This is a genomic window from Kribbella sp. NPDC050241 (genome assembly GCF_044459685.1).
Classification (GTDB): domain Bacteria; phylum Actinomycetota; class Actinomycetes; order Propionibacteriales; family Kribbellaceae; genus Kribbella.
This window is the reverse complement of record NZ_JBITJE010000006.1, coordinates 156786-170191: the sequence shown is the minus strand read 5'-3', so window position 1 is coordinate 170191 and position 13406 is coordinate 156786. Positions and strand designations below refer to the sequence as shown.

14 protein-coding genes are annotated in these 13406 nt (G+C 69.1%); 5 read left to right on the top strand and 9 right to left on the bottom strand.

Annotated elements, in window-relative coordinates; genetic code table 11:
• Positions 1 to 28: 28 nt before the first annotated feature.
• Both ACIBG5_RS27575 and ACIBG5_RS27570 read left to right on the top strand, forming a co-directional pair.
• Positions 29 to 955 (top strand): hydroxymethylglutaryl-CoA lyase, encoded by a 927-nt coding sequence (locus ACIBG5_RS27575; protein WP_396394348.1) that lies wholly within the window; start codon positions 29 to 31, stop codon positions 953 to 955.
• A gap of 40 nt (positions 956 to 995) precedes the next feature.
• The gene (locus ACIBG5_RS27570) at positions 996 to 1835 is read left to right on the top strand and encodes a helix-turn-helix transcriptional regulator (RefSeq protein WP_396394347.1); all 840 of its coding nucleotides are present in this window, start codon (positions 996 to 998) and stop codon (positions 1833 to 1835) included.
• A 3-nt stretch (positions 1836 to 1838) separates the two neighbouring features.
• Here the strand turns inward: ACIBG5_RS27570 and ACIBG5_RS27565 are convergent, their stop codons facing one another.
• Together ACIBG5_RS27565 and ACIBG5_RS27560 are read right to left on the bottom strand one after the other, a co-directional pair.
• On the bottom strand, positions 1839 to 2225 hold the full coding sequence (locus ACIBG5_RS27565; RefSeq protein WP_396394346.1) for a VOC family protein: 387 nt from the start codon (positions 2223 to 2225) through the stop codon (positions 1839 to 1841).
• A 5-nt stretch (positions 2226 to 2230) separates the two neighbouring features.
• Positions 2231 to 2926 (bottom strand): EcsC family protein, encoded by a 696-nt coding sequence (locus ACIBG5_RS27560; protein WP_396394345.1) that lies wholly within the window; start codon positions 2924 to 2926, stop codon positions 2231 to 2233.
• A gap of 140 nt (positions 2927 to 3066) precedes the next feature.
• Between ACIBG5_RS27560 and aat the strand changes: the two genes are divergently transcribed.
• The gene (gene aat / locus ACIBG5_RS27555) at positions 3067 to 3732 is read left to right on the top strand and encodes a leucyl/phenylalanyl-tRNA--protein transferase (RefSeq protein WP_396394344.1); all 666 of its coding nucleotides are present in this window, start codon (positions 3067 to 3069) and stop codon (positions 3730 to 3732) included.
• Here the strand turns inward: aat and ACIBG5_RS27550 are convergent.
• Positions 3725 to 4417: a TetR/AcrR family transcriptional regulator gene (locus tag ACIBG5_RS27550; protein WP_396394343.1), complete on the bottom strand. Its 693-nt coding sequence runs from the start codon at positions 4415 to 4417 to the stop codon at positions 3725 to 3727. The two genes, aat and ACIBG5_RS27550, sit on opposite strands and share 8 nt — an antisense overlap.
• 112 nt (positions 4418 to 4529) lie before the next feature.
• On the opposite strand from ACIBG5_RS27550, the gene ACIBG5_RS27545 reads away from it, so the two are divergent.
• Positions 4530 to 5003 carry a nitroreductase family deazaflavin-dependent oxidoreductase gene (locus ACIBG5_RS27545; RefSeq protein ID WP_396394342.1) on the top strand — a complete coding sequence of 158 codons (474 nt, stop codon included), beginning with the start codon at positions 4530 to 4532 and terminating at the stop codon, positions 5001 to 5003.
• 7 nt (positions 5004 to 5010) lie between these two features.
• On the opposite strand, the gene ACIBG5_RS27540 is transcribed toward ACIBG5_RS27545, so the two are convergent.
• Positions 5011 to 6804, bottom strand: a complete 1794-nt coding sequence (locus ACIBG5_RS27540; RefSeq protein WP_396394341.1) for an ABC transporter ATP-binding protein — start codon at positions 6802 to 6804, stop codon at positions 5011 to 5013.
• The gene (locus ACIBG5_RS27535) at positions 6791 to 8647 is read right to left on the bottom strand and encodes an ABC transporter ATP-binding protein (protein ID WP_396394340.1); all 1857 of its coding nucleotides are present in this window, start codon (positions 8645 to 8647) and stop codon (positions 6791 to 6793) included. The genes ACIBG5_RS27540 and ACIBG5_RS27535 overlap by 14 nt, the downstream gene beginning before the upstream one ends.
• A 34-nt stretch (positions 8648 to 8681) precedes the next feature.
• On the opposite strand from ACIBG5_RS27535, the gene ACIBG5_RS27530 reads away from it, so the two are divergent.
• Positions 8682 to 9761: an adenosine deaminase gene (locus ACIBG5_RS27530; protein ID WP_396394339.1), complete on the top strand. Its 1080-nt coding sequence runs from the start codon at positions 8682 to 8684 to the stop codon at positions 9759 to 9761.
• Here the strand turns inward: ACIBG5_RS27530 and ACIBG5_RS27525 are convergent.
• The 4 genes from ACIBG5_RS27525 to ACIBG5_RS27510 form a co-directional block, all read right to left on the bottom strand.
• Positions 9744 to 10748 (bottom strand): L-idonate 5-dehydrogenase, encoded by a 1005-nt coding sequence (locus ACIBG5_RS27525; protein WP_396394338.1) that lies wholly within the window; start codon positions 10746 to 10748, stop codon positions 9744 to 9746. The genes ACIBG5_RS27530 and ACIBG5_RS27525 overlap by 18 nt on opposite strands.
• Before the next feature lie 13 nt (positions 10749 to 10761).
• Positions 10762 to 11550 carry an ABC transporter permease gene (locus tag ACIBG5_RS27520; RefSeq protein WP_396394337.1) on the bottom strand — a complete coding sequence of 263 codons (789 nt, stop codon included), beginning with the start codon at positions 11548 to 11550 and terminating at the stop codon, positions 10762 to 10764.
• On the bottom strand, positions 11550 to 12533 hold the full coding sequence (locus tag ACIBG5_RS27515) for an ATP-binding cassette domain-containing protein (RefSeq protein ID WP_396394336.1): 984 nt from the start codon (positions 12531 to 12533) through the stop codon (positions 11550 to 11552). Before ACIBG5_RS27515 ends, ACIBG5_RS27520 begins: the two co-directional genes overlap by 1 nt.
• Positions 12534 to 12684: 151 nt before the next feature.
• On the bottom strand, positions 12685 to 13380 hold the full coding sequence (locus ACIBG5_RS27510; RefSeq protein ID WP_396394335.1) for a PadR family transcriptional regulator: 696 nt from the start codon (positions 13378 to 13380) through the stop codon (positions 12685 to 12687).
• Positions 13381 to 13406 lie beyond the last annotated feature (26 nt).

Sequence of the window (13406 nt, the reverse complement as noted above, 5' to 3'; positions counted from 1 at the left end):
ATTGTCGGCGGTACGGAGGGGCAAGGACATGCGGAAGCCGCAGGTGGAGCGGGCCGACGGACTGCCCGGCCGGGTCACGATCTACGAGGTCGGCCCTCGCGACGGACTGCAGAACGAGTCGGCGATCGTCGACGTGGCGGTCAAGGCGGAGTTCATCCACCGGCTCGTGGACGCGGGGCTGACGACCATCGAGACGACCAGTTTCGTGCACTCCAAGTGGGTGCCGCAGCTCGCCGACGCCGCGGAACTGCTCGAGGGGCTGGACCTGCCGGAAGCCGTCCGGGCGCCGGTCCTGGTCCCGAACGAGCGCGGCCTCGACCGGGCCCTGGCCGCGAACGTGCGGGAGATCGCGATCTTCGCCAGCGCGACCGAGACCTTCGCCGCGAAGAACCTGAACTCCACGCTGGACGACCAGTTCGCGATGTTCACCCCGACGATCGACCGTGCCCTGGCCGAAGGGCTGACGGTCCGTGGCTACGTGTCGATGTGTTACGGCGATCCGTGGGAGGGCGACGTACCGATCGACCAGGTCGTGAAGGTCGGCGCGCGGCTGGTCGAGCTCGGCTGCCACGAGCTGTCCCTCGGCGACACGATCGGTGTGGCGACGCCGGGGCAGGTGACCGCGCTGATCGCCGCCTTCGGTGCCGCCGGGGTGGGCGTCGACAAGCTGGCTGTGCACTTCCACGACACGTACGGCCAGGCTCTCGCCAACACGCTGACCGCGCTCCGCGCCGGCGTCACCACGGTCGACAGCTCGGCGGGCGGTCTCGGCGGATGCCCGTACGCCGAGAGCGCGACCGGCAACCTGGCCACCGAGGATCTGCTCTGGCAGCTCGACGGCCTCGGCATCGAGACGGGTGTCGACCTGGAGAAACTGGTCGCCACCAGCGTCTGGATGGCCGGTCAGCTGGGCAAGCCGTCGCCGAGCCGGGTGGTGCAGGCGCTCGCCGGGTAATCCGCTGGGAAATGTCGGTAGGTGCGGTCAGGATGGTCGGGTGACTGATCGCCGGACCGAGCTCGGGGAATTCCTGAAGGCGCGGCGCGCCCGGGTCTCCCCCGAGGACGTCGGCCTGCCGGCCGGCGGGCGGCGTCGTACGCCCGGACTGCGCCGTGAGGAGCTCGCTCAGCTCGCCGGGGTCGGCGTGACTTGGTACACGTGGCTCGAGCAGGGCCGGCCGATCAACGCCAGCGGGCAGGTGCTCGACGCGGTCGCCGGGACGCTGCGACTCAGCTCGATCGAACGCGAACACCTGTATCGCCTGGCCGAGGCGACTCCGGCGCGGCCGCCGCGCGTGACCGATTGCGCGAACGAGAACGTCCTCGCCGAGATCCTCGGCGCGCTCGACCCGTTGCCCGCGGTGATCACGAACACCCGGTTCGACATCGTCCGGACCAACGCGGCGTTCAGCGACCTGTTCCACGACTGGCACGCACTGCCCTGCATCCACAAGAACCTGCTCTGGTGCCTCGTCACCGAGCCGACCTCCCGGCAGCAGTTGCTCAACTACGACACCGAGGTCCCGTATCTGGTCGGTCGGCTGCGCTCGGCGTACGGCGAGCATGTCGGCGACCCCGACTGGGAGACGGACCTGGAGCGGCTGCAGAAGCTGAGTCCGGAGTTCGCTCAGCTCTGGTCCCGGCACGAGGTCGCTGCGTGCAGTCCACGTCCGCGCCACATCCTGCACCCGTTGGCCGGTGAGCTGCATCTGACCGTCACCGAGCTGGCTGTGCCCGCGCATCCGGAGCTGGTGTTGTTCGTCGAGACACCGGCCGACGAACAGACGCGCAACCGGCTTCCGATGACCCGCCGCTCGGTGGCGGCGGCTGGGGTCTGACGTTCAGCGGGACTTGGGTGGACCGCTCGGCGTACGCCAGGTGGTCAGGCAGAAGGGGTGTCCGGCCGGGTCGAGGAAGACCCGGAACACCGATGGCTCCGGCTGGAGCGGGGTCGGGGTCGCGCCCGCCTCGATGACGCGGGTCTGCTCCGCGTCCAGGTCCGCCGCCATGAAGTCGAGGTGGCACTGCTGCGGCACGCGCGGATCGGGCCAGGTCGGCGCCCGGTAGTTCAGGTCGCGCTGGAAGCCGATGCTGTACGTCTCGAACCTCAGCTCCACGAACGCCTCGTGGACGACGGCCAGCTCACCACCCGCGACGCGCTGGTAGAACTCGCCCAGCTCCAGCGGATCCGGACAGTCGAGCGTCGGGCCCCAGAACGGCGCGACCACGCTCGTCAGGGCTCGATCGGGCGACGGATCCGGCGGACCAGACTCTTGTCGGCGTACTGGCCGACCCGGTACGTCGACCAGCCGTCGACGGTGGCGGCGACCGCGCCACCGAGCAACGGAACCCGCCGGGTGAAGGTGAGCGCCATCTTCTTCCCGCTGATCCGCGCGATCAGCTCGCCGACGACCTCACCGGCGACCTGCCGGTCCAGCTCGGGGTCGAACACCGGGGCGGTCGCGATCGCCAACGGCGACGTCGGGAGACTCGACTTTTCCAGCCGGTCGGTGATGCCGTCCTCGCCGAGCAGGCAGGTGATCACCGCGGTGCGGACGCGTGGGTCGCCGAGGTCGTAGCCGCGCAGGTGCGCGATGGCCGCGACCATGCGTGCCTGGACGATCGCGATGCCGGTCAGGTTCGCGGGCAGCGCGACCGGGAGGGTAACCAGGCCGCCGAGGCCGGTGGCGAAGCCCTGCACACCGGCCAGCCGGATGTGCTGGTCGATCACGGCGTCGATCGCGAGCTGTGGGTCACCGCCGACCTTGGCCAGCTTGGTCTCGGCGATCCGCTCCGCGCCGGGGAACCGCTGATAGCCGTCGATCGCGATCTCGAGAACCTGGCGCAGGGCACCCGCTGCGGCCTGCGGTGCAAGGCGCTGCGCGGCGGGCGCGAGACTGCTGGCAACGAACCTGGCTACTCCGGCCACGGTGCTCCTTCCGGCCCTCCCCGCGACGGAGTCGGGGCGTGCCTCAACTCTACGTGGCTCCTGGTACCCCGCCACTCGGGAGAAACCCTTGGTGTCCCCTAGGTGGGAAGGGACGATGGGTCGTGGTCCAGGATGGTGGCGTGCCTGTCGAGCCTGCTGGGTCTGTCTGGGAGTTTCCGCCGGTTGCGGTCGCCGGGGCGAGTGACGTGGTCGCGGGCGGCGCGGATCTGGCCCCGGGGACCGTACTGGCGGCGTACCGGGCGGGGCTGTTCCCGATGCCGGACCACCGTGGTTCGGTGCTGTGGTGGTCGCCGGTCGATCGGGGCGTGATCGAGGTGGCCGGGTACCGGCCGTCGCGGACGGTGCGGCGAGCCCGAAGCAAGTTCGAGATCCGGGTCAACACCGCGTTCGACCAGGTCATCCGGGCCTGCGCCGATCCGCGCCGGCCCGGCTCGTGGATCGACCGGGACATCATCGCGTCGTACACCGAACTGCACCGGCTCGGCTGGGTGCACTCGGTCGAGGCCTGGGACGGCGACGAACTCGCGGGCGGCCTGTACGGCGTCGCGATCGGCGGGCTGTTCGCCGGGGAGTCGATGTTCCACCACAAGACCGACGGGTCGAAGGCCGCGGTGGCCGGACTGATCGAGTTGCTGGACGACGAGTACGCCGCCGACCGGGTGCTCGACATCCAGTGGGTGACGGACCACCTGGCGACGCTCGGCGCAGTCTCGATACCGCGCGAGGTCTATGTACGCCGGGTCGCGCAGGCCGTCACAGTGCCGCTGCCCAAGGCCTTCAGCTGAGGCCGATGAACTTCGCCATCTGCCGGGTGGCCGCGTCGTAGAAGTCGTCCGCCGGATCCATCGTCCCGACCAGCTGACCGAACAGCTCGAAGCTGATCATCCCGAACAGCTGCGTCCAGGCGATCACCACTCGCAGCAGGATCCGGTGCGGTACGCCGGGAGCGATCGCCGCAATCACGTCGAGCTGTTCGGGCAGCTTGCCGGTGGGCTCCGGCGCGTCGCCGAGAAGCTTGAGCCAGCCTTCCGCGTGGGCCTGGCTAACGATGCGCAGCAGGACGATCGGCGTCCGCGCGGCGGGCTCGACCGTCGCCTGCGGTGCCTGGTAGCCACTGATCGGTGAGCCGTAGATGAGGGCGTACTCGTGTGGGTTGGCCCGTGCCCACTCGCGGAGAGCGGCGCACACCGCCAGCCAGGCCTGGATCGGGTGCTCGTAGTCCTTCGCCGCGGCCGACTCGGCCGCCGTACCGAGCGCGTCGTACGCGTCGATGATCAGGGCGGTGAGTAGGTCGTCGCGGCTCGGGAAGTACCGGTAGAGGGCGGACGAGACCATGCCGAGCTCGCGGGAGATCGCGCGCAGCGACAGCGACTCGGCTCCCTCGGTGGCGAGTTGCCGGCGGGCGGCTGCCTTGATCTCCTCGGTCAGCTCGGCGCGGGCTCTCTCGCGTGCGGTGCGTCCGGCGTTCATAGAGGAAGTGTGCCACAAAACCGAGAGCAGTGCTCTTGACAGGGAGCGGTGCTCCGGTATTCACTGATCACAACAGAGAGCACCGCTCTCGCAGACTTGGAGAGGCACCACGATGCCGGAGTACAAGCAGACCTACGACGCCAACCGCGTGATCACCGCTGCCGACGGCAGCATGCGGATCTTCAACCGGATCGTCGCGCGCTTCACCAAGCTCGGGATCAGCCTGATGGGCAGCCGGGTCCTGTCGGTTCGCGGCCGTAAGACCGGCGACTGGCGGAGCACCCCCGTCAACCTCCTGGTCCTCGACGGACAGCGCTACCTGGTGGCGCCCCGCGGCCACACCCAGTGGGTGAAGAACCTCCGCGCCAGCAACGAGGGCCGGCTCCAACTGGGCCGCAAGATCGAGACCTTCCGCGCCGAAGAGATCCCTGACGCCGACAAGCTCCCCGTCCTCCGCCTCTACCTGAAGAAGTGGGCCTGGGAGGTAGGGACCTTCTTCTCCGGCGACGTCACCAAGAACTCCCCCGAAGAAACCCTCCTCCACATCGCCCCCGGCGTCCCCGTCTTCAAGATCCACGCTGTGTGAGCCGGCATCAGTGGTACGCGGTGGCCTGGATCCGATACAGCTCGGCGTACTGACCGTTGCGCGCCATGAGCTCGTCGTGCGTTCCCGTCTCGACCAACCGGGCACCGTCCAGGACGACGATCAGATCGGCCATTCGCACCGTCGAGAAGCGGTGTGAGACCAGAATCGTGATCCGTCCGTCCGTGCTGTTCCTGGCCGCCGCCGCATAGCGTTCGAACAGGGCATGTTCGGTCTCGGCATCCAGCGCCGCGGTCGGTTCGTCGAGCACCAGAAGCAGTGGCCGATCCCGCATGAAGCCCCGGGCCAGTGCCAGCTTCTGCCACTGCCCGAAGCTGATCTCGGCTCCATCCGGCCAGGTCGAACCGAGCTGGGTGTTCAGCCCGGCCTCGAGCCGCTCCACGACGTCCTCGGCACCGGCACGGCCGACAGCGGAGGTGACGGCCGCTTCATCGTCCAGCCTCGGCAGATCCCCGAGCCCGACGCTGTGGTCGGCCCGGAACTCGAACCGGAAGAAGTCCTGGAAAGCGCCGGCGATCTTCAGCCGCCACGCCTCGGCCGGCATCCGGTCCAGTGGCAGGCCGTCAATCAGAACCCGTCCATCGGTCGGCTCGTACATCTTGCAGATCAGCTTCACCAGGGTGGACTTGCCGGCGCCGTTCTCCCCGACGACGGCGATCACCTTGCCCGCCGGCAGTCGCAGCTCGACGTCATCCAGCGCAGGCTGGTCGGATCCGGCATAGGCGAACGAGAGGTGCTCCAGCCGGATGCCGTCGGTGAGCTGGTCGGGCGCAGCCAGATCCGCGGTGGTGTCGAACGAGGCCGCGTAGTTCTCCAGCCAGACCAGCCGCCGGGATCCGTCCAGCCAGATCCCGCGCAGGAAGCCGATCTCGCCGACTGTCGCACCGATGTACGACGACAACCGCGCACCGGCCGCGAGGATCAGCAACACCTGACCGACCGAGCCGTTCAGTCCGGATGCGACGAACAGCACGGCACCAACGTAGGCCGCGCCGAACACGGCCCAGGCGGCGGCATGCCAGGCGGCGCTGGTCCAGCGGGCCGCGGCCATCGGGGCGTACCACCGCTCCCACTCGCGACGACGGTTCACCACCAGGTCCCGGCCGATGCCGAGCACGCGGACCTCTTTGCCGGGAGCGGGTGTGGTCGCGGTCTTGAACAGGTGCTCGGCCAGGCGGCTGTCGGCGGCGTACCGCTCCTCGACCGCGCGCTCGACGCCCGGCCGCCAGCTCGAGCTGAGGACGGTGGGCAGCGCGAACACCAGCAGGAGCACCAGCACCGGATCGATCGACATCAGCAGAGCGACAGTCACCCCGAGCCGCAGGATCCAGCCGCAGGTGGAGAACAGCGACATATACATGTGGTCGAGCACGAACACCTGTTTGCGCAGGACCGACAGGCGGTCCAGGAAGTCGCGGTGTTCGTGGTGCTCGACGGTGGCGACGGACGCCTGCAGCCGGGCCACGTGCGCCTCGAGCATGATCGTGACGCGGTCCCGGAATCGCCGGGAGACTCGGGCCGACAGCGTCCGCAGGAACCAGGTCGCCGTGACGGAGAGCGCGAGCCCACTCACGGCCACCAGAACGGCTCGTCGGTCGTCCTGCAGAACACCCTCAGCGAGCACCGCGAGCCACAACGCGAGCAACGCGTCCGGCAGTGCTGCCAGCAAAGTCATCCCGAAGGCGAAGATCAGGAGCCTCGGCTCGTGCTGATAGCCCAGTCGGCACAGCCGCCACATCGCCGGCAGTGCCTTGGGCAGGTCGTCGATCTCAGAGCGTGTCATAGCTCATCCCTTGTTCGTCGACCTCCGCGGTGAAGCGTTGGGCCTGGAGATCGAACATCGTCCGGTATCGCCCACCGAGGTCCATCAGTTCCTCGTGGCTGCCGAGCTCGACGACTCGGCCGGCCTCGAGGACACAGATCCGATCGGCATGGCGGACGGTCGAGAACCGGTGCGAGATCAGGATCGTGGTGACATCGCGGGTCGCCGTCAGAATGCGGTCGAAGATCGCCGCCTCGCCCCGGACATCCAGTTGCGCCGTCGGCTCGTCGAGCAGCACCAGTCCGGCGCCCTGCCGGACGGCGCACAGCGCCCGCGCCAGCGCGATCCGTTGCCACTGACCTCCGGACAGGTCGATGCCGTCGCCGTAGCCCGTGGCCAGCCGGGTGTCGAGGCCGGCCAGGTCGCCGGCACCGGCGTCCGCGAGTGCGGCCAGGATGTCCGCCTCCGGAGCACCGGCCGGTGCGACGTTGTCCCGCACGGGGAGCTCGAGCCGCAGGAAGTCCTGGAAGACCGCGGCGACTCGGGTCCGCCAGCCGTCGGTGTCGAGGTCACGCAGGTCGTCCCCGTCGACCTCGATCGATCCGGCGTCGGGGTCGTACAACCGGCACAGCAGCTTGGCCAGCGTGGTCTTGCCGGCGCCGTTCTGGCCGACGACGGCCAGCGACGAGCCGGCCGGCACGGTCAGATCGAGTCCGTCGAAGACCGGCTGGGTGGCGTGCGGATACCGGAAACTCAGATCACGGATCTCGATCGCGACCGCTCCCCGGCGTACGGGCGTAGCATCGCCGGCCGGTCGCCGGGCGGGCGTCAGCGCACCGGCCGGTGCCATCGCAGGCTCCAGCCGCCGTACTGCGACCACTGGTGCCGCCGCTCCGTCGAGGACCCAGTTCAGCCCACCGAACGCGATCATGCTGACCCCGATCGCGACCTGGGCGAAGACCACCAGCCGGTCGAGATCCAGCCGGCCGTCGATCGCGGCCGCTCCGAGCGCCCAGAAGACGAGGCCGTTGGCCACTGTGACGATCAGCAGACACCAGATCATCGGGCGTTCTCGCAGTCGCGTCGCGGCGTGCTGCAACTCGAACAGGCGCCGGCGCCGATCGGTGAACCGCTGCACGGTCCACTCGGCCAGGCCGAACAGCCGCACCTCCTTCGCGGCGTCCGGCTCGACGGCCAGCCGATAGGCGTAGTCGGCGTGCCGCTGCGCCGATCGAACCTCGGTCGTGTTCCGGTCCCGCCAGACACCACTTTCCCGGAGCAGCCAGTGCGTCGCCGACCAGGCGCCGACGAGCAGCAACGGCGCCCACCAGTTGAACCCGAACAGCACCACCGCGGACGCGACACCACCGGCGAGCTCGACCAGGCCGCCCGCGGCGAAGTCGACGTTCATGTACATCGGTGGCCCGGTCTGGCCGCGGTCGAACTCCCGCGCCACGGTCAGGTCCTCGGCGAGCTCCGGGTCCTCGAGGTGGCCGATCCCCGGCGGTCCCACACAGGCCTCCGCGAGAGCGTCGTTGAGCCAGGCGGCGACCCGGCTGCCGAGGTTGGCGCTGACGGCCTGGTGAACGGGCGTGAGCACTTGGAGCAGGACGAACGTCGTACCCATCAAGGTCAGCGGAGCGGCCAGAGCAGACCCGTGCTGGACCGCACCGACCATCGACCCCATCGCGATCGCGAACACCGCGGGCAGCGCGCCACGGGCCAGTAGCAGCAGCCACCAGACCGTAGCCAGCACCGGATCCGCCTTGGGCAGAACCGCGAAGAACTGCCATTCGGGGCGGCGACGCAGGCGGCTCATCATTTCCTCACCATGGCACGCCGCACCGACGGAAATCTTGAACATTTGCCGGATCCCTCGGTGCTGGCACCATGGCGGCATGATTACTCCCGAGCAGTTGAGCGCGGCGCCGAAGGTTCTTCTGCACGACCACCTGGATGGTGGAGTGCGGCCGGAGACGGTGCTGGAGCTGGCGAAGGAGATCGGGCATGTGCTGCCGCGGTCCGATGCCGGGGAGCTCGGGGAGTGGTTTGTCGAGTCGGCGGACTCGGGATCGCTGGAGCGGTACCTGGAGACCTTCGACCACACGGTCGCGGTGATGCAGAACGCCGACGCGATCAAGCGCGTGGCGAGCGAGTGTGTGCAGGACCTCGCTGCGGACGGCGTGGTGTACGCCGAGGTGCGGTACGCGCCGGAGCAGCACCTGAACGGCGGGCTGTCGCTGGAGGACGTCGTCGACGCGGTCCATGAGGGTTTCGAGCACGGCATGGCGAGAGCGGAGCGGCCGATCGTCGCGCGCCAGTTGCTGACCGCCATGCGGCACAAGGCCCGTTCGATGGAGATCGCCCAGCTCGCGGTCGCGTACCGCGATGACGGGGTGGTCGGGTTCGACATCGCCGGCGCCGAGGCCGGCTACCCGCCCACCCGTCACCTGGACGCATTCGAGTACCTGCAGCGGGAGAACGCGCACTTCACCATCCACGCCGGTGAGGCGTTCGGCCTGCCGTCGATCTGGCAGGCGATCCAGTGGTGCGGCGCCGACCGGCTGGGCCACGGCGTCCGGATCATCGACGACATCAACTACGACCCGGACACCGGCAAGGCTGAGCTCGGCCTGCTGGCGGCGTACGTGCGGGACCGGCGCATCCCGCTGGAGATGTGCCCGAGCTCGAACCTGCAGACCGGCGCGGCCGAGTCGATCGCCGACCACCCGATCGGCCTGCTCGCCAAGCTCCGGTTCCGGGTCACGGTCAACACCGACAACCGCCTGATGAGCGGTACGTCGATGAGCCGCGAACTGACCCTGCTCGCCGAGGCCTTCGACTACGGGCTGGCCGACTTCCGCTGGTTCGCCATCAACGCGATGAAGTCCGCGTTCCTCCCCTTCGACGAACGCCTCGCGATCATCGACCAGGTCATCAAGCCCTGGTACGCCGACGCCCTAGCCGAGGCGAAGTAGCATCTTGCCCGCGGTGGATCCGGCCGCCCGGATCGCCGCGGGAGCGTCGTCCAGGTCGGCCGTACCTGCGATGAGCGGCGACAGATCGATGCCCTTGGCAAGTAGCTCGACCGCCTCGGTGATCTCGTCGACGAAGCGGTAGGAGCCGGTCCAGGTGATCTCGCGGGTGACGAGGTCGGCCAGTACGGCCGGGGTCGGGGCGATCGGGAGATTGCCGACCTGCACGACGGTCCCACCGCGCGCGGTAGCGCGCAGGAGTGGACCGAGGGCATCGGGTACGCCGGATGCCTCGACAACAAGCTCGACGTCCTCGGGGAGCTCGGTCGAGGAGAACACGTCGTCGGCGCCCACCATCCGCGCTTGATCCAGCGCCGCCACGCTCACATCCGCCGCGACCACCCGGCCCGCGCCGCGGGCCTTCAAAGCCGCAACCACCAGGCACCCGATCGACCCGGCGCCATTCACCAGCACCTCGCGATCGTCCAGCGGACCGAGCCGCCCGACCGCATGCAACGCCACACCCAGCGGCTCGGCCAACGCGCCGAGCTGAGTGCTGACGCCGGGTGCAAGCGCCCGAAGCTGCGAGGCCCGCACCACCTTGTATGTCGAGAAGCCGCCGTCGACATGCGGATCGAAGGCGGCGGACCCCAGATACCGGACCTCACGGTGCAGGTTCGTCCGCCCCATCAACCGTGCGGGCAGCGGCTCGTCCGACGGAGTCGCCGGATGCACAGTCACCGCATCACCAACGGCGTACGACGTCACTCCTTCACCCAGTACGGCGACCCGCCCGGCGACCTCATGCCCGAGCACCAAGGGATGGCGCAGTACGGCGGTCCCGGACGCGCCGTGCAGCGCGTACGAGATGTCGCTCCCGCACACCCCGCCCCACTCCATCGCCACCAGAACATCGCCACGGCCGGGTGACGGATCGGGCCGTTCCTCGACCCGTACGTCACCCGGTCCGTGGACCACGACTGCTCTCATGCACCGATCATGCTCACACCGAGCGCTGGTAGGTGCGGAACGCGCGCGTCGACAGCCAGCCGACGAACAGGGTGAAAGCCAGCAGCGAACCGGAGTGGCGCAGGACCGACGACCAGTCCGGGTCGGCCGCCAGGGCCTGGCGGGCGGCGATCGCGGCCCAGTCCACCGGGTTGAAGCGCGCCGCAACGCTCACCCAGTGCGGTGCCACCGACGGGTCGATCATGATCGACGACATGAACGTCAGCGGCAGCGAGACGAACTGCGAGATCCCGATCAGCGCCTCCTGCTGCCGCGTCAGCAGCGCCACCGCGTTGGACAGCGAGCCGAACCCGATGCCGACCAGCATCGACACCCCGATCGTGACCAGGTAGCCGGCCGCGCCGCCGTCGTACCGAGCGCCCGCGGCCATACCGATCGCGAACACCAGGATGGTCTGGATCAGCGTCGTGGTCGCGTTGCTGATCAGCTGACCGGCCATCAGGCCGCCACGGCTGACCGGCGAGGCGAGCATCCGGTCCATCACGCCGCGCTCCATGTCCGCGATGAACGTCGTACCGCTCCAGCCGCTCGTCATGAGCGCGGTCATCATCACGATCCCGGGCGTCAGGAACGCGATGTACGACGAGTCGCTGAAGCCCGGGATGTTCACGACACCCTCGAACAGCTGCCCGAACAACAGCAGCCAGATCGCCGGCTGGACCAGGGTGAACGCGATCAACGCCGGCTGCCGGTACTGCGCCCGCAGCCACCGGCCGGTGATGAAGCGAGTGTGCGACGTGAATCCCGGAACTGCAGTCGACATCACGCAGCCTCCTCTTCCACCGCACGGAACGTGCGTCCCGTGTACTGCAGGTACACGTCGTCGAGCGACGGCCGGGACACAGTCACCGCGGCGACCGGAATCGCCTTGTCCTCAAGGGCTCCCAGTACGGCGGGAACCGCGGTCGCGCCTCGGTCCACCCGGGCGCGCAGGGCGTTGCCCTCGACAACGATCTCGCCGATGCCGGCGAGCCCGCTGAGCAGCGCGCGGACGCTGCCGTCGAGGTCCGGGTCGACCAGCTCGACGTGCACCGAGTCGCCGCGCAGCTCCGCCTTCAGCGCCTCCGGGGTGCCTTCGGCAACGATCTTGCCGTGGTCGACGATGGCGAGCCGACCGGCCAGCCGGTCCGCCTCTTCGAGGTAGTGGGTGGTGAGCAACACCGTCAGGCCTTCGTCGCCGGACAGCCGGCCGACCTCGTTCCACAGATCGGCGCGGGCCTCGGGATCGAGACCGGTGGTCGGCTCGTCCAGGAACAGCACCCGCGGCCGGTGCACCAGCCCGAGCGCGACGTCCAGCTTGCGCTGCATGCCGCCGGAGTACGTCTTGACCTGACGATCGCCGAACTCGGTCAGCCCGAACCGCTCGAGCAGTTCCGCGGCCCGGCGTACGGCGTCCGTCCGGGACAGGCCGTAGATCCGGCCGCTGAGCACGAGGTTCTCGACGCCGGTGGCCATCGGATCCGAGCTGGACTTCTGCGGTACGTACCCGATCGCGCGACGGACCTGGTCCTGCTCGCCGCCGACGTCGTACCCCGCGACCCGCGCCGTACCGGAGTCGGCGCGAGAGAGCGTGGTGAGGATCTTGACGGTGGTGGACTTGCCGGCGCCGTTCGGGCCGAGAAGGCCGAGGACGATGCCTTCCGGGACACTGAACGTCAGCCCGTCCAGTGCGCGCAGCGGAGGCTTCTTGCGGCCGGCCGGGTACGTCTTGACCAGGTCGACCGCCTCGAGGGCATGCGTAACCATCTGGTGACTCCCTTGTGGGTGATGGGAGCCGGTCCGCTGCTGGCTATCCTGATGGTTGCGCCTTGGGTGCCAGGTCTTCGGACCGACTCGAGGAACTGCGGCCCTTGACCCTGGTGTTGCCGCACCGTGGGTCGGGGGCCGTCTCGTACAGTTACCGGGCTTCCGGTGGCATCGCCCGCATCCACTCGAACTCGGTCCCGAAGTACTTGACCGGGTCCTTGAGCTGCTCGGCCGGGGTGATGCCGTCCTCCTCGAAGAGCTTCCAGGCCTTGCGCCAGAAGGCGGAGCCGCCCAGCGTGTCGGTGCGGATCTCCTCGGCGAGTTGGTGCACGTACTCCGACTCGGCCTTGAGCAGCGCGAGCCGGAACTCCGACTCGACCCAGAAGATGCGCGGGAAGTCGATCGACGCCATCTGCTCGTGCAGTGCGGTCGTCTCCTCGATGTCCGCGTCGATCGCCCTGGCGCGCTGCTCCAGCAGCTCGGCCGCGCGGTCGGGTCGCAGGCCCGGCAGGTACGCCAGGCCGGCCTCGAGGGGATGGAACTCGCGGGTGGCCGTGCCGACCAGCTCGGTCAGCCAGTCGTCGAACTCGGCCTGCCCGGTGCCGGTGATCTGGTACACCGTCCGCTCCGGGCGATTGCCCTCCCGGACCGTCTCCAGCGCCTCGATGAAGCCGTTCTTCTCCAGTGCCGCGACGACCGAGTAGAGCGAGCCGTAGTTCATCTTGATGCTCTGGTCCTTGCCACGGGCCCGGAGCATCGTGGAGATCTCGTACGGGTGCATCGGCCGCTCGCCCAGACTCCCGAGCACGGCGAACGCCAGGGGATTCCCGACCTTCCGCTTGGCCATCGGACCCTCCTCGATCTCAATTACTC